The following is a 15,582-nucleotide window of genomic DNA, read 5'->3' on the forward strand; positions in this document are numbered from 1 at the left end:
GGGCCCGCACAGTGCTGCTGTGCGGGCCCACTTCGCGTTCGGCCGCGGCCAGGTCTGTCTTGTGGATCAGGGCCTAGGCCTCGCCGCGACCGCCGAGCAGGATCCGGTCGAAGTCCGCCAGCGGGGACCGCGGGTCCCAGGTGGCCGAGGCGTGCGCGGAGGCCTCCTGGGCGAGCTCGAGCCAGCTCTCCTCGGCGCCTGTGGCGGCGAGGATCCGCTCGGCGGCCTCGGCCGGGGTCGTGGCGATCCAGGACGGGGGGAAGGGCGTACGGGCGCCGGGCGGCTTGCCGGCGAAGGACGGCCAGGCGCGGACGACCGGCACCGCCCCGCTGGCCGCGCCCTCGATCAGACCGGCGTGCCAGCTCTCGCGGACCGAGGTGCTGAGGATCACGCCCACCTCCTGAAGCGCGCCCGGCACATCGTCGGTCTGCCCGATCCGCCGTACCGCGCCCTCGGCCTCCAGCGGGCCGAGCTCCGCGAGGAAGGCCTCGTGGTAGCGGGCGGTCGCGGCGGATCCCGCGGCGCCGAGCGGGCTGCCGATGGTGTGCAGCACGTAACGGGGGTCCTTGCGGCGCAGCAGTTTCAGGACGTCGAGCGCCCAGCGGGGGTCCTTGGCGACCTGGCTGGTGCCGACGAGCCCCAGAGTGAAGCGCGCGTCGGGCTTCTTGGGCAGGGCGAAACGGTCCAGGGGAACCACGTTGGAGACGACATGGAGCCGGGGCCCGTCCGGCTCGGCCAGGCGGGGCATCGCCGCCACGCACAGCTCGCGCAGATGCTCGCTGACGAAGACCAGGTCGTCGACGCGGGAGAAGTCGGCCAGATGGGGCCAGTAGCCCAGGGCCTCGAAGCTGTGCAGCCGGACGACGATCCGGGTGGTGCCCGGGTCGACCCGGGTGAACAGGGTCGCGGCGGCCGTGCACCAGTCGACGAAGACCACATCGGCCCAGTCGAGATGCGGCCGCAGCGCCGCCTCGGCCGCCCGCGTGTACGCGCCGTCCCCGGCCACCGCGTGCCGCACCAGCCTGCCCACGCCTCCGGACAGGGGCTTGAGTTCGGGGTCGGCAGCGGTGTTGAGCAGCCGGAGCTCGACCTCCGGGTCCTGCTCGTAGCGCTGCAGGAGCGGGCCCAGGAAGTTCGCGTTGTTGCTGTGGGCGATCAGGAGCCGTACCGGCCGGCCCGCCTCGGGAGCGGCCGCCGGGCTCTTGCGGCCGCGCGCCTTGCGCAGCGCACGGGCGGTCTTGCTCCGGCGCAGCGGCCCGGTGAACGCGGTGGGGTCCTCGGCCAGGGGCGAGGCGCCGTTGTCGAGGTGGGCCACGCGGTGGAAGGCCAGCATCAGCGCCTTGGTGAGCGAGGCGGCGGCCTCCTTCTTGCGGCCGGCGGCGAACTCCGCGTCCGCCCAGGCCAGCTCGGCGGCGTAGGCCTGGCGCAGATGCCGCGGGACGTACCCCTGTGCCAGCCGGGCCTGGGCGGCCTCGGCGAGCAGATCGGCCTTGCGGCGGGCGTCCCGTTCGCGGTGGGCCACGACGCCGAGGACCCGTTCGGCGAGGAACGGGCGGGGGACCCGGCCCATGCGGGAGACGGCCCATCCGGCTATGCCTGTGAGCCCGCCATCAGAAACATCCGGTGTCGGCACGGTGAACTCCATGGTCGGCGCAGAGACTCGGACCGTACGGATTTTCGGAGCCGAGCGGAAGCCCTGGATGGGCACGGGTTCGATCCCCGGGAGCGCTCATGGTGCGCTCCCGAGGCGGGGAGCGGCTGCTAGGCCGGCCGCTCCGTCAGCGTCCCGTCCTTCTCCTCGTACCGAGCCCCCGTCTGCGGGCACTCCCACACCCCCGCCGCACGCTCCACGAGCTTGACGCCGGACCGGCCCACCCCGCCGGGCCGGCGGGGGGGGGCGCCCATGGCCAGGGCGGAGGCGGGCACAACCCTGGTGGCGGCCCCGCCGGGCGCGGCCATGGCCCAGCGGCCGATACGGACCGGGGCGACGCACACCGAGCGCGCGCCGATGGAGGCGCCCTCGGCGACCTTCACGCCGACGGCCTCCCAGTCGCCGCCGCGCTTCTGCTTGCCGTCGGGGTCGACGGAGCGCGGGTTGTGGTCGTTCGTGAAGACCACCGCAGGGCCCACGAAGACACCGTCGGCCAGCTCCGCGGGCTCGTAGACGAGGGCGTAGTTCTGCAGCTTGACGTTGTCGCCGATCTGCACGCCGGTGCCCACATAGGCGCCGCGGCCGACCACGCAGCCCTCGCCGAGACGGGCTCCCTCGCGGATCTGGGCAAGCTCCCAGACGCTGCTCCCGGCGCCGATCTCTGCGGTCTCGTCGACCTGGGCGGTGGGCTGGACCCGGTAGTTCACTGGCTTCTGCCTTTCCATATGCGCTCGCCCGGCGAGCTTACGCGTGGGCCGACGAGCCTGGGGAAGGCGTCGAACCAAGTAATGAAGGGGCGAAGCTTGTGAATCTTCGACCATGGGTGAGGCTAAGGTAAGGGCCCGAGCCTGACTGTGAGTTCTGACACCATGGGGACAGGATCCCCGTCACTTGCGAAGTATGGGGGGCCATACGTGAAGGCGCTCGTGTTGTCCGGAGGCGCGGGCACCCGCCTGCGCCCCATCACGCACACCTCGGCCAAACAGCTGGTGCCGGTCGCCAACAAACCCGTGCTCTTCTACGGCCTCGAGGCGATCGCCGACGCGGGTGTCAGCGAGGTCGGCATCGTCGTCGGGGACACCGCGGACGAAATCAGAGAGGCCGTGGGGGACGGCTCGCGCTTCGGACTCGACGTCACGTACATCCCGCAGGACGCGCCGCTGGGCCTCGCCCACGCCGTGCTGATCGCCCAGGACTTCCTCGGCGACGAGGACTTCGTCATGTACCTGGGCGACAACTTCATCGTCGGCGGCATCACCGCTCTGGTGGAGGAGTTCCGCGCCGAGCGGCCCGACGCGCAGATCCTGCTCACGAAGGTTCCCAACCCCACCTCGTTCGGCGTCGCGGAGCTCGACGAGGCCGGTGTGGTGGTGGGCCTGGAGGAGAAGCCGAAGAAGCCGAAGAGTGATCTCGCGCTCGTCGGTGTGTACCTGTTCACCCCGGCGATCCACGAGGCCGTGCGCTCCATCGAGCCGTCCTGGCGCGGCGAGTTGGAGATCACGCACGCCATCCAGTGGCTGATCGACGGCAAGCGCGACGTGCGCTCCACGACGATCTCCGGCTACTGGAAGGACACCGGAAACGTCACCGACATGCTGGAGGTGAATCGTTCCGTCCTGGAGACCCTGGAACCGCTCCAGGAGGGCACGGTCGACGAGCGCACCGAGATCATCGGCCGGGTGCGCATCGAGCGCGGCGCCAAGGTCTGCGGCAGCCGGATCGTCGGGCCCGCGGTCATCGGCGCGGGTTCCGTGATCAGTGACGCGTACATCGGCCCGTTCACCTCCGTCTCCGAGAACTGCCGCATAGAGGACAGCGAGATCGAGTACTCGATCGTCCTCTCCGGCTCCTCCGTGACCGGCGTGCGCCGGGTGGAGGCCTCGTTGATCGGCCGCGATGTCGAGGTGACACCGGCGCCCCGCAACCCTTCCGCCCACCGGCTCGTGCTCGGTGATCACAGCAAGGTGCAGATCTCTTCATGACCGCACGCTCCACACCCGCCAGGATCCTCGTGACCGGTGGCGCCGGCTTCATCGGCTCCCACTACGTCCGTACCGTCCTCGGCCCCGAAGGCCCCGGCGACGTCTCGATCACCGTCCTGGACAAGCTGACGTACGCGGGCAACCCGGCCAACCTCGACGAGGTGCGCGAGCACCCCGGCTTCGCCTTCGTGCGGGGCGACATCTGCGACCCGGAGCTCGTCGGCAAGCTGATGGCCGAGCACGACCAGGTGGTGCACTTCGCCGCGGAATCGCACGTCGACCGGTCCATCGACGGCGGCGCCGAGTTCGTCCGTACGAACGTGGTGGGCACGCACACCCTGATCGATGCCGCCCACCGGGCCGGCATCAAGACCTTCGTGCACATCTCCACGGACGAGGTCTACGGCTCGATCGACGAGGGCTCCTGGCCCGAGACCCATCCGCTCGAGCCCAACTCCCCGTATTCGTCGGCCAAGGCGTCCAGCGACCTGATCGCGCTGTCGTACCACCGCACGCACGGCCTGGACGTGCGCGTCACGCGCTGTTCCAACAACTACGGGCACCACCACTTCCCCGAGAAGGTCATCCCGCTCTTCGTGACCAACCTGCTCGACGGCAAGAAGGTCCCGCTGTACGGCGACGGCGCCAACGTCCGCGACTGGCTGCACATCGACGACCACGTGCAGGGCATCGAGCTCGTGCGGACGAAGGGCCGCGCCGGTGAGGTCTACAACATCGGCGGCGGCACCGAGCTCTCCAACAAGGAGCTCACCGGGCTGCTGCTCGAAGCCTGCGGTGCGAGCTGGGACGAGAGCGTCGAGTACGTCGAGGACCGCAAGGGCCACGACCGGCGCTACTCGGTGGACTGCACCAAGATCCGCGAGGAACTGGGCTACGTCCCCCGCAAGAACTTCGCCGACGGCCTGGCCGAGACCGTCCAGTGGTACCGCGACAACCGCGCCTGGTGGGAGCCGCTGAAGGAGCGTGCGGCCCTGTGAGCGGCATAGGCGGCTGGCTGGTGACCGGCGCGGGCGGCATGCTCGCCCAGGACGTCCTGGCCCGCCTCGCGACCGCGGGTATCCCCGCCGCCGGAGTCACCCGTGCCGACCTGGACATCACGGATCCCGCCGCGGTACGGGCCGTCCTGGCCGAGCACCGTCCGGCCGTCGTGGTCAACTGCGCGGCCTGGACCGCCGTGGACGACGCGGAGACGCGTGAGGACGAGGCGCTGCGGATCAACGGGGACGGACCGCGCCATCTGGCCGAGTCCTGCCGGGAGTTGAACACCGTTCTCCTGCACGTCTCCACGGACTACGTCTTCCCGGGCGACGCCGACAAGCCGTACGCGGAGGACGCGCCGACGGGCCCGCGCGGCGCGTACGGCCGCACCAAGCTGGCCGGCGAACAGGCGGTCCTGACGGCGCTCCCCGACAGCGGATTCGTGGTCCGTACGGCGTGGCTGTACGGCGCGGGCGGCGGCAATTTCGTCCGTACGATGATCAAGCTCGAGTCCGTCAAGGAGACCTTGGACGTCGTCGACGACCAGCGCGGTCAGCCCACGTGGACCGTCGATCTGGCCGACCGTCTGGTGCGGCTGGGGCAGGGCGCACTGGCGGGCACCGCTCCGGCCGGGGTCTACCACGGCACCAGCAGCGGCGAGACGACATGGTTCGGGCTCACGCAGGAGATCTTCCGGCTCCTCGGCGCCGACCCGGCGCGGGTCCGCCCGACCACGAGCGAGGCGTTCGTCCGCCCGGCGCCGCGGCCGGCGTACAGCGTGCTGGGGCACGAGCGCTGGGCGGCCGCGGGCATCGAGGCGATCGGGGACTGGCGGGAGGCGCTCGGACGGGCGTTCACGGCGGTGCGCGGTGCCGGGCCGGGTTGATCCACCCAAGGCAGCGAAACTGTTTACGGACGACGAGTCAAACCAGTAAGTTCATGCGAACTCAACCCAGTTGACTGCACGACAGGAGTCAGAACCGTGTCGGCACAATCCACTGCGAAAAAGACGGTCAAGCGCGTTGTGGGCGAGAAAGGCTGGCAGGCGCTCCGCCGTGCCAAGCGCAAGATCTCGGGCCCTGTGGCCAAGTCCCCCACCGGTGTTGCGGCGATATCCGACGACTTGTGCAAGCTGGCACAGCATTTCAAGACGGATAAGTGGGGCGCCCACCGTTACGCCAAGCATTATCAGCATCACCTTCAGCACTTGAAGAACGACTCGATGAACCTGCTCGAGATCGGTATCGGCGGCTACAACCGCGCCGGCCAGGGCGGTGCGTCCCTGCGTATGTGGAAGCACTTCTTCCCGAACGCGCAGATCTTCGGCGTCGACATCGAGGACAAGTCGTTCGTGGACCAGGACCGGATCACGACGTTCATCGGCGACCAGTCCGACCCCGCGTCCCTGACGAGTATCGCCGAGAAGATCGGCACTCTGGACGTCATCATCGACGACGGAAGTCACCGCAGTCCGCACGTCATCACGACGTTCGAGACGCTCTTCCCCTTGCTGCGGGACGGCGGAATCTACGCCGTCGAGGACACCCAGTCCTCGTACTGGCCCGAGTGGATGGGCAGCGAGGACCTGAATGCCCCCAACACCAGCATGGGATTGCTGAAGCGCCTGACGGACGGTCTCAATTATGAGGAATTCGTCACCGAGGATTACGAGCCCAGCTACACGGATCTCAATATCGTGGGCATGCACTTCTACCACAATCTCGTGATCATCGAGAAGGGTAAGAACGCCGAGGGTTCGAACAAGAAGAACGCCCTCAAGGCGCGATACGGCAAGGCGTAGCGGACGTGACCATCAAGGTGAGCGTGGTCATCCCCGTTTACAACCCGGGTGAGTACGTCGAGGACTGCATTGCGTCGCTTCTCCGGCAGAGTCTGCCGGACGACGAGTACGAGGCCATTTTCGTCGACGACGGTTCGACCGACTCGACACCGGCGCGCCTGGACGCCCTGGCGGCCGAGTACCCGCACATGCACGTCATCCACCAGGAGCCCTCCGGCTGGTCCGGGAAGCCGCGCAATGTCGGAATCGCCGCCGCGCAAGGCGAGTTCGTCATGTTCGTCGACAATGACGACTGGCTCGGCGACGAGGCCCTGGAGCGGATGTACGACTATGGCGTGGCCAATGAGGCCGATATCGTCATCGGCAAGATGGCCGGCAAGGGGCGTCCGGTACCGCGTGAACTGTTCCGGGTGAACCGGCCGCGCGCCTCGGTGGAGAACGCGCCGCTGATCGACAGCCTCACGCCGCACAAGATGTTCCGCAAGGAGTTCCTCGACCGGCACAACCTCCGTTTCATGGAGGGGCGCCGCCGGCTCGAAGACCATGTCTTCGTGGCGGAGGCCTACTTGCTCGCCGCCGGCGTCGCGGTGCTGAGCGATTACCTCTGCTACTACCACATCAAGCGCGAGGACGGATCGAACGCGGGCTTCCAACGCTTCGATCCCGTCGGCTACTTCAAGAACCTGCGTGAGGCGCTCGACGTGGTCGAACGCCTCACGGGGCCCGGCCCGCTGCGCGGCCGCCTGTACCGCCGCTGGCTGCGCAACGAGATCGTGGGACGGCTGCGCGGGAGCCGGTTCCTGGCCATGGACGAGGACTTCCGGCGTGAGTTGTTCGCCGAAGCACGGGCCGTCGCCGTCGAGCGCTTCGGCCCAGGTGTCACTGCCGGGCTGCCCCCGCAGCAGCAGGCGGTCGCCGTGCTCCTCGCCGACGACCGCCTCGACGCGGTCGAGGAGCTCGCGCGCTGGGAGGCGCGGGTGCGGCCGAGCGGCCGGATCGAGCAGCTGCGCTGGGAGGACGGCGCGCTGCGGATCGCGGTCGCCGCCGAGTACCTGGTGAACGGGAAACCCCTCACGTTCCGTACCGAGGACGGACAGGACCGCCTGACGGCCCTGTCGGACCTCGGCGTCGACGTTCCCGTCCCGTTGCGCAGCAGCAAGGTCGACCTGCTGCTGCGGGAGCGTGCCACGGCGGCGGAGTTCTTCCAGCCCGCCGAGTCCGCGTACGAACGCGTGCCGGGGGCGGACGGCACCTTCCACGTCGCGTTGCGGGCCGATGCCTCGGTCGATCCGGAGACGGCGGCCAACGGGGCACCTCTCGGTCCGGGGATCTGGGATGTGGTCATCCGGATCGTCTGGTCGGGCTGGGCCAAGGAGACCCGCGTCGGCTCGGTGCACACGGAGGCGGCCGAGAACGGCCGCCGGGCGGCGCTCTGCGGCACCCCCAGCCGGCTGGTCCTGCCGTACTGGACCGACGGTCCCGGCAATCTCTCGCTCGACGTCGACCACGCCACCAAGAAGTTCGACCGCGAGGTGCTGCGGATCGCACCGGAGCACGCACGGTTCACCGACGGCACGATCGAGCTCACGCTGCCGCTCACCGTGCGTGAGACGGAGACCGGGTGGCTGCGGTACCAGCCCGCCGACGGCGGGGCGGCGGTCGATGTCGAAGCCACCCTGCGGCCCGCACCCGAGGGGGCCGTCCTGGCGGCAGGTCTACCCCGCCCCGGGGCGGCCAAGGGGACGGTACGCCTCGAGGCCGGACTGCCGTCGGCCGAGCGGGGAACTCCCTGCTGGACGGCGCTGCCGCTCGCTCTCGACCTGACGGCCGACGGGAGCGCTTCGGTCAATGCCGACGCCTCTCGGGAGGCGGCCGCCGAGATGGCACGGCAGGCCGCGGCCCAGGCGCAGGCAGAGGAGCGCCGCCGGCGCAGGACCGCACGCAAACGTCCCCTGTGGCGCCGGGTGGCCGGCCGGATCCGGCGCGACCTGCGGCGCGCACTCAAGAAGTAGAACGGCGAGGAACCAACAAAGATCATGCGACCTCTGTCCATAGAAGGTGCCTGGATCCACGAGCCGAAGCTCTTTCCCGACGAGCGCGGCAGCTTCCACGAGTGGTTCCGGGGCGGTGACTTCCGTGCGGCCACCGGCCAGGACCTGAACCTGGCCCAGGCCAACTGCTCGGTGTCCAGGCGCGGCACCCTGCGCGGGATCCACTTCGCGGATGTCCCGCCCAGCCAGGCGAAGTACGTGAAGTGCGTACGCGGCGCGGTGCTCGATGTGGTCGTGGACATCCGGGTCGGCTCGCCCACGTACAAGCAGTGGGAGATCGTCCGCCTCGACGACGTCACGCACCACGCCGTGTACCTGTCCGAAGGCCTGGGGCACGCCTTCCTCGCGCTCACCGATGACGCGACCGTCGTCTACCTCTGCTCGGAGGGGTACGCGCCCGGCCGCGAGCACGGGATCAACCCGCTCGACCCGGACCTGGGCATCGAGTGGCCCGCGGACGTACAGACGCTGCTGTCCGAGAAGGACGCGCAGGCCCCGACGCTGGCCGAGGCCGAACGGCAGGGCCTGCTGCCCGCGTACGAGAGCTGTGCCGGGTACCGGGAGGGTCTGCGCAGGCCGGTTTGACCCCCCGGGCGGGGCCCCGTAACCTAGACCGTCGGCGTGTTCCTTCGCGCCATCACCTCGTAAACCCTTTTCCTTCCGGCCTTTCTGAAAAGAAGCCGCCGGAAGCCTCCCGGCGGCATCGATCGCCAGGAGAGGCCGTCCGTCCTGCGGGCGGCTGGACTGCGAGGACCCGCTTCGAGTCAGAGAGTGAGATCCGCGTGTACGCCATCGTGCGCAGCGGTGGTCGCCAGCACAAGGTTGCTGTGGGCGACATCGTTGAGGTTGACAAGATTTCCACCGCCAAGGTTGGCGACACCGTAGAGCTCTCTACGCTGCTCGTTGTCGACGGCGAGTCCGTGACCAGCGACCCGTGGGTGCTGGCCGGCATCAAGGTCCAGGCTGAGATCGTGGACCACCACAAGGGTGTGAAGATCGACATCCTTCGCTACAAGAACAAGACCGGCTACCGCCGTCGTCAGGGCCACCGCCAGCAGTACACGGCGATCAAGGTCACTGAGATCCCCACGGCTGCGAAGTAAGGGACTGAGGAGAGATGGCACACAAGAAGGGCGCATCGTCCACTCGGAACGGTCGCGATTCCAATGCTCAGCGGCTCGGCGTGAAGCGCTTCGGCGGTCAGGTCGTCAACGCCGGTGAGATCCTGGTCCGCCAGCGCGGCACCCACTTCCACCCGGGCAACGGCGTCGGCCGCGGCAAGGACGACACCCTGTTCGCGCTGAACGCCGGTGCGGTGGAGTTCGGTACCCACCGTGGCCGCAAGGTCGTCAACATCGTTCCGGCTGCCTGAGCACTCAGGGATCCGTAGAGCGAAACTGTCGAAGGCGGACCTACTTCCCCTGGCGGGAAGCAGGTCCGCCTTTGCCGTGTTTCTAATTGAACACAGCGAGCAAGACATTCCGTACGTATCTGGAGGCACCGAACCATGACCACCTTCGTGGACCGCGTCGAGCTGCATATCGCCGCGGGTAGCGGGGGCCACGGCTGTGCCTCCGTACACCGGGAGAAGTTCAAGCCGCTCGGCGGCCCGGACGGCGGCAACGGCGGCCGTGGCGGCGATGTGATCCTCACGGTCGACCAGTCCGTGACCACGCTGCTCGAGTACCACCACAGCCCGCACCGCAAGGCCACCAACGGCCAGCCGGGCGCCGGCGACCACCGGACCGGCAAGGAGGGCGAGGACCTGGTCCTGTCCGTGCCGGACGGAACCGTTGTCCTCGACAAGCAGGGCAATGTGCTCGCCGACCTGATCGGCCAGGGCACCACCTTCGTCGCCGCCCAGGGCGGCCGCGGCGGCCTCGGCAACGCGGCGCTCGCGTCGGCCCGGCGCAAGGCGCCCGGCTTCGCGCTGCTCGGTGAGCCCGGCGACTTCGGCGACATCGTGCTCGAGCTCAAGACGGTCGCTGATGTCGCGCTCGTCGGCTACCCGAGCGCCGGCAAGTCCTCGCTGATCTCGGTGCTCTCCGCCGCCAAGCCGAAGATCGCCGACTACCCCTTCACCACCCTGGTGCCCAACCTCGGTGTGGTGACGGCCGGTTCGACCGTCTACACCATCGCCGACGTGCCCGGTCTGATCCCGGGCGCCAGCCAGGGCAAGGGCCTGGGCCTGGAGTTCCTGCGGCACGTCGAGCGCTGCTCGGTGCTCGTGCACGTCCTGGACACCGCCACCCTCGAGTCCGAGCGCGACCCGGTCTCCGACCTCGACATCATCGAGGAGGAGCTCAAGCAGTACGGGGGGCTCGGCGACCGTCCCCGCATCGTCGTCCTCAACAAGATCGACGTCCCCGACGGCAAGGACCTCGCCGAGATGGTCCGCCCGGACCTGGAGGCCCGCGGCTACCGCGTCTTCGAGGTCTCCGCCGTCGCGCGTACGGGGCTCAAGGAGCTGTCGTTCGCGCTGGCCGGTGTGGTCGCCGAGGCACGGGCCGCCAAGCCCGTCGAGGAGGCCACGCGGATCGTGATCCGGCCGAAGGCCGTGGACGAAACGGGCTTCACCGTCAAGCTCGAGGACGTCGACGGCGAGCAGGTCTACCGCGTGCGCGGCGAGAAGCCGGAGCGCTGGGTGCGTCAGACCGACTTCAACAACGACGAGGCCGTCGGCTACCTGGCCGACCGGCTCAACCGCCTCGGTGTCGAGGACCAGCTGATGAAGGCGGGCGCCCGGACGGGCGACGCCGTGGCGATCGGTCCCGAGGACAATGCGGTCGTCTTCGACTTCGAGCCGTCCATGATGAGCGGTGCGGAGATGCTGGGGCGCCGCGGTGAGGACCACCGCTTCGACGCGCCGCGTCCCGCGGCGCAGCGGCGCTCGGACAAGCAGGCGGCCCGTGACGAGGCGCAGGCGGAGTTCGACGACTTCGAGGCGTTCTAGACGGCTTCGAGGCGTTCCAGCGGTGAGACGTGCGCTCCCTGAACCGAATCCGGTTCAGGGAGCGTCTTGCTTTCCGAAAGGGCTCCACCGCATGAGTCCGGCTCCCGCCTGTGGAGCGGGTCACAATCGCGAATGTCCGAAATGTGGAGTCAGTCACCCCGAGAGGGGGCCGAAAGTGCCAGAAACCCCGCAAATAAGGTGAACCAGGGGTTGCGGGCGACCGTGGGCCCGGTGGCCATCGCCTTGCACCGCGTAAACGCCGGGTGAGAGCATCTCTTGGTCTCCTGTCACCCCGAGGTAGGTAACCGTGTCCGAGCACATAGTTAAAACCCGTACCACCGCCGTGATCCTGGCCGGTGGCACGGGGCAGAGGGTGGGTCTCTCCATCCCGAAGCAGCTGCTGAAGGTTGCCGGCAAGGCGGTCATCGAGCACACCCTGTCCATCTTCGAGCAGGCCGAATCCATCGACGACATCATTGTTCTGATGGCTCCCGGGTTCGTCCCGGACGTCGAGAAGATCGTCTCGAAGGCCGGGCTGACCAAGGTCTCGAAGATCATCGAGGGTGGGGAGACCCGTAACGAGACCACCGAGCGCGCCATCGCCGCGCTCGGCGAGGGCCTCGCGGAGGGCGAGGACCGCAATGTCCTCTTCCACGACGCCGTGCGCCCGCTGCTTTCGCAGCGCGTGATCGCCGACTGTGTGACCGCCCTCGAGCGTTACCAGGCCGTCGACGTGGCGATTCCCTCCGCGGACACCATCATCGTCACGCGCACCCACGGCGAGGACGGCGAGTTCATCACCGAGGTCCCGGACCGTTCGCGGCTGCGCCGCGGCCAGACGCCGCAGGCCTTCAAGCTCTCCACCATCCGCAGGGCCTACGAGATCGCGGCGGGTGACCCGAACTTCCAGGCCACCGACGACTGCTCGGTCGTGCTGCGTTACCTGCCGGACGTGCCGATCCACGTCGTGGCGGGCGACGAGTACAACATGAAGGTGACGCAGCCGGTAGACGTCTTCATCGCGGACAAGCTGTTCCAGCTCGCCTCGACGGCGGCTCCGCAGCAGGCCGACGAGGAGGCCTACCGAGGTTTGCTGACCGGCAAGACCCTGGTGGTCTTCGGCGGCTCGTACGGCATCGGCGCGGACATCGCGAAGGTCGCCGAGGGCTACGGGGCGACGGTCTTCCCCTTCGGCCGCTCCAGCACGGGCACCCACGTGGAGAACCCGGAGCACGTCGACGACGCGCTCTCGCAGGCGTACGCGCAGACCGGCCGGATCGACTACGTCATCAACACGGCCGGCGTGCTGCGCATCGGCCGCCTTGACGAGGCCGACAACGCGACCATCGAGGAAGCGCTGAAGGTCAACTACCTCGCGCCGGTGCAGATCGCGCGCTCCTCGTACAAGTACCTGGCCGAGACCAACGGCCAGCTGCTGCTCTTCACCTCCAGCAGCTACACGCGCGGCCGTGCCGAGTACAGCCTCTACTCCTCCACGAAGGCGGCCATGGTCAACCTGACCCAGGCGCTCTCCGACGAGTGGGCCGGCGACGGCATCCGCGTGAACTGCATCAACCCCGAGCGCACGGCGACCCCGATGCGCACCCAGGCCTTCGGGCAGGAGCCGGCCGGCTCCCTGCTCACCTCGGACGCGGTGGCCCGCGCCTCTCTCGACGTCCTCGTCTCCGCCATGACGGGGCACGTCATCGACGTACGCCAGCAGGACCCGACGCGCGAGGCCGCGGCCGCCTCGGGATTCGAGCAGGCGCTCGCGGCCGTCCTCGACCGCCAGGAAGACATGTAGCGCACGGCCGGAACTGCGGCACGGCCCTTGAAGCGCATTGGCGGCCTTCAAGGGCCGTGCCCGTGCCCCACCGCGACAAGCAGCAGCAGGCCCTGTTCACGAGTCACATGAGTAGCCCCACAGGAGTACGTTCCGTGATTTCCACTGCCATCCGCCTAGCCCGGGTGGGCAGCTTCGCCGAGCTGATCGCCGCCGCCCTGATGGGCCTCGGCCATGCCCTGCTGGTCGTGTTCGCGCTGGTGCCCAGCCTCGAGGCGTTCGCGGTCGTCGCCGCGGTCACCTATGTGACGGACCACTACCTTCACGAGCGGGACAGCTATCTCATCAACCGTCTCGCCAAGGTGCGCGCGGGACTCTCGATCCGGTTCCTGCTGCGCGAGCTCACGCTCGTGCTGCTGCTGACCAGGATGGATCTGGGGGACGGGCCGGTCTACCTGGCCATCGCCTGCTTCCTGTTCTTCTACTCCTTCCAGGCCGCGCACGGAGCACTGGTCACCCTCATCCGCGCGCGCCGCAGGCTGCCCGTCGTCACCCGGAACGTGGACCTCGCGCGGATTCCGATCCCCGACGCCCCGCCCGAGTGGCTGCTCAGCTCCTCCGCGCGCAAGGTGCTCCACCTCGACCTCGCCGCCTTCATCGGTCTGCTCGTCTCGGCGAAGACCGGATCTCTCGTGTACGGGGTGATCGGCACGGCCGTCACCTTCGTTCTCGCCTTCGCGTACACGGCCGTCCTGGTGCCGTTCCTGCGCGGGTCGAAGACGCCGCCGCGCGCGGAGGTCGTGCTCGCCGGAGTCGACGAATGGCTGCGGGAGTACCAGCCGGAGACCGTGCTGTACTTCTCGGGCTCCAAGGAGTCCGCGTACCAGGTCAACATGTGGCTCGAGACCATGGAGAACCTTCGGACGCGCCCGATGATCATCCTCCGGGAACAGGTCATCCTGCGGAATCTCGCGCCGACCTCCGTGCCGGTGGTGTGCGTGCCGGGCGGTGTGCACCTGATGAACCTCGACCTGTCCACCGTGCGGGTCGCTCTGTACGCGGCGAACGTCGGCAAGAACATCCACCTGCTGCGCGTACCGACGATGAAGCACGTGTTCATCGGCCACGGCGACAGCGACAAGATCGCCAGCGTCAACCCGTACAGCAAGGTGTACGACGAGGTGTGGACGGCCGGCCGGGCCGGCCGCGACCGCTACGCGATCGCCGACGTCGGTGTGCTCGACCAGGACATCGTCGAGGTGGGCCGTCCGCAGCTGGCGCCGATCCGCACCGCCGAGGGCGCCTGGCAGCCGGACTTCGACGGGGACTGCCCGACCGTGCTCTACGCCCCGACCTGGGAGGGCTGGGACGACAACCCGGGCAATACCTCCCTGATCCTCGCCGGCGAGAACATCGTGCGCGGACTGCTCACGGCCGAGCCGCCGGTACGCGTGGTCTACAAGCCGCACCCGTTCACCGGTACCCGCAGCCGCAAGGCGGCGGCGGCGCACGCGCGGATCTCCGCCATGATCGAGAAGGCTGCCGCCGCCCGCGCCGCGGACCCCAAGTGGGTCACCGACTCGGCTGCGGTGCAGAGCGCCCGCGCCGAGCTCGCGCGGATCGAGGCGCGCCTGGCCACGCTGGGCACCGCGTCCGACAGCGAGGGCGACGAGGCCGTCTCCTCCCGTGACGCCGTGTCCGACCCGCAGGGTGAAGCCGACGTCCGCCGCCTCAAGGAGGAGTGGAACGCCGCGTACTGGCGCTCGTTCCCGGTCTGGGAGCACAAGATCGTCACCGGCGCCGAGCCGCGTCTGTACGACTGCTTCAACGAGGCCGACGCCATGGTCTCGGACATCTCCAGCGTGGTCTCCGACTTCATCGCCAGCGGCAAGCCGTACGCGGTGACCGACTCCGCGGAGCTCGGCACCGAGGAGTTCAAGCGCCGCAACACCGCTGTCCGCGCCGCCGTGATCCTCGACAACAAGGCGGGCCGGCTCGGCGAGCTCCTCGAGGCTGTCCGGGACGCGGACGCCGATCCGCAGACCGAAGCGCGCCGTGATCTGCGGCAGTACCTGCTCGGCCCCGACGACGTGCCCTCCATCGACCGCTTCAACGCCGCGGTCGACGCCCTCGCGGCCGGCTCGCAGGCCCGTAACGAGCGGCAGGCGGCCGCCTCGCTCGAGCTGGCGGCCATCCCCCGGCAGCAGACCGGGACGCTGGATCAGGGCGGTCAGGTGCCGGCCTGACGAAGGCACGAGCCGGTGGGAAGCCAAGGCGTGTCAGGCCGGCGGAAGGCCGCCTGGGGCGCCTTTGGCGTGGGACGCCCGATGTCTGCTGGGGTGTGGCGCACTGGGAAAATAGC

13 protein-coding genes are annotated in these 15,582 nt (G+C 69.2%); 11 read left to right on the forward strand and 2 right to left on the reverse strand.

Features of this window, described 5'->3' with window-relative positions:
- Positions 1–73: 73 nt before the first annotated feature.
- Both JAO81_RS32975 and JAO81_RS32980 read right to left on the reverse strand, forming a co-directional pair.
- On the reverse strand, positions 74–1,570 hold the full coding sequence (locus JAO81_RS32975) for a hypothetical protein (RefSeq protein WP_199551647.1): 1,497 nt from the start codon (positions 1,568–1,570) through the stop codon (positions 74–76).
- Between the two features lie 191 nt (positions 1,571–1,761).
- Positions 1,762–2,358: an N-acetyltransferase gene (locus JAO81_RS32980; protein WP_199551648.1), complete on the reverse strand. Its 597-nt coding sequence runs from the start codon at positions 2,356–2,358 to the stop codon at positions 1,762–1,764.
- Positions 2,359–2,565: 207 nt separating this feature from the next.
- Here JAO81_RS32980 and JAO81_RS32985 point away from each other — a divergent pair, with 207 nt between their 5' ends.
- From JAO81_RS32985 to JAO81_RS33035, 11 genes are all read left to right on the forward strand, one after another.
- Positions 2,566–3,633 (forward strand): glucose-1-phosphate thymidylyltransferase, encoded by a 1,068-nt coding sequence (locus JAO81_RS32985; protein ID WP_199551649.1) that lies wholly within the window; start codon positions 2,566–2,568, stop codon positions 3,631–3,633.
- Positions 3,630–4,631 carry a dTDP-glucose 4,6-dehydratase gene (gene rfbB, locus JAO81_RS32990; protein WP_199551650.1) on the forward strand — a complete coding sequence of 334 codons (1,002 nt, stop codon included), beginning with the start codon at positions 3,630–3,632 and terminating at the stop codon, positions 4,629–4,631. The genes JAO81_RS32985 and rfbB overlap by 4 nt, the downstream gene beginning before the upstream one ends.
- Positions 4,628–5,518 carry a dTDP-4-dehydrorhamnose reductase gene (gene rfbD / locus JAO81_RS32995; RefSeq protein ID WP_307813997.1) on the forward strand — a complete coding sequence of 297 codons (891 nt, stop codon included), beginning with the start codon at positions 4,628–4,630 and terminating at the stop codon, positions 5,516–5,518. The genes rfbB and rfbD overlap by 4 nt, the downstream gene beginning before the upstream one ends.
- A 96-nt stretch (positions 5,519–5,614) precedes the next feature.
- Positions 5,615–6,433 carry a class I SAM-dependent methyltransferase gene (locus tag JAO81_RS33000; RefSeq protein WP_199551651.1) on the forward strand — a complete coding sequence of 273 codons (819 nt, stop codon included), beginning with the start codon at positions 5,615–5,617 and terminating at the stop codon, positions 6,431–6,433.
- Between the two features lie 5 nt (positions 6,434–6,438).
- On the forward strand, positions 6,439–8,445 hold the full coding sequence (locus JAO81_RS33005) for a glycosyltransferase (RefSeq protein ID WP_199551652.1): 2,007 nt from the start codon (positions 6,439–6,441) through the stop codon (positions 8,443–8,445).
- Between the two features lie 24 nt (positions 8,446–8,469).
- A complete protein-coding gene (gene rfbC / locus JAO81_RS33010; protein WP_199551653.1) occupies positions 8,470–9,069 on the forward strand; it encodes a dTDP-4-dehydrorhamnose 3,5-epimerase in 600 nt (199 codons plus the stop codon).
- A gap of 197 nt (positions 9,070–9,266) precedes the next feature.
- Entirely contained in the window at positions 9,267–9,587 is a 321-nt protein-coding gene (rplU, locus tag JAO81_RS33015; protein WP_165331511.1) for a 50S ribosomal protein L21, read from the forward strand.
- Positions 9,588–9,601: 14 nt separating this feature from the next.
- Positions 9,602–9,856: a 50S ribosomal protein L27 gene (rpmA, locus tag JAO81_RS33020; RefSeq protein ID WP_165331510.1), complete on the forward strand. Its 255-nt coding sequence runs from the start codon at positions 9,602–9,604 to the stop codon at positions 9,854–9,856.
- 135 nt (positions 9,857–9,991) lie between these two features.
- On the forward strand, positions 9,992–11,437 hold the full coding sequence (gene obgE / locus JAO81_RS33025) for a GTPase ObgE (protein WP_199551654.1): 1,446 nt from the start codon (positions 9,992–9,994) through the stop codon (positions 11,435–11,437).
- 307 nt (positions 11,438–11,744) lie between these two features.
- A complete protein-coding gene (locus tag JAO81_RS33030) occupies positions 11,745–13,241 on the forward strand; it encodes a bifunctional cytidylyltransferase/SDR family oxidoreductase (RefSeq protein ID WP_199551655.1) in 1,497 nt (498 codons plus the stop codon).
- A gap of 134 nt (positions 13,242–13,375) precedes the next feature.
- Positions 13,376–15,466 (forward strand): hypothetical protein, encoded by a 2,091-nt coding sequence (locus tag JAO81_RS33035; protein WP_199551656.1) that lies wholly within the window; start codon positions 13,376–13,378, stop codon positions 15,464–15,466.
- Positions 15,467–15,582: the final 116 nt, after the last annotated feature.

The sequence above is a fragment of the Streptomyces sp. N35 genome, assembly GCF_016464295.1.
Taxonomy (GTDB): domain Bacteria; phylum Actinomycetota; class Actinomycetes; order Streptomycetales; family Streptomycetaceae; genus Streptomyces.

What these genes read in the sequence shown, in the direction of transcription:
- JAO81_RS32975 (WP_199551647.1), bottom strand. Translation starts at nt 1,570, where the DNA reads ATGGGCCGGGTCCCCCGCCCGTTCCTCGCCGAACGGGTCCTCGGCGTC.
- rfbC (WP_199551653.1), top strand. Translation starts at nt 8,470, where the DNA reads ATGCGACCTCTGTCCATAGAAGGTGCCTGGATCCACGAGCCGAAGCTC.
- obgE (WP_199551654.1), top strand. Translation starts at nt 9,992, where the DNA reads ATGACCACCTTCGTGGACCGCGTCGAGCTGCATATCGCCGCGGGTAGC.
- rfbB (WP_199551650.1), top strand. Translation starts at nt 3,630, where the DNA reads ATGACCGCACGCTCCACACCCGCCAGGATCCTCGTGACCGGTGGCGCC.
- rpmA (WP_165331510.1), top strand. Translation starts at nt 9,602, where the DNA reads ATGGCACACAAGAAGGGCGCATCGTCCACTCGGAACGGTCGCGATTCC.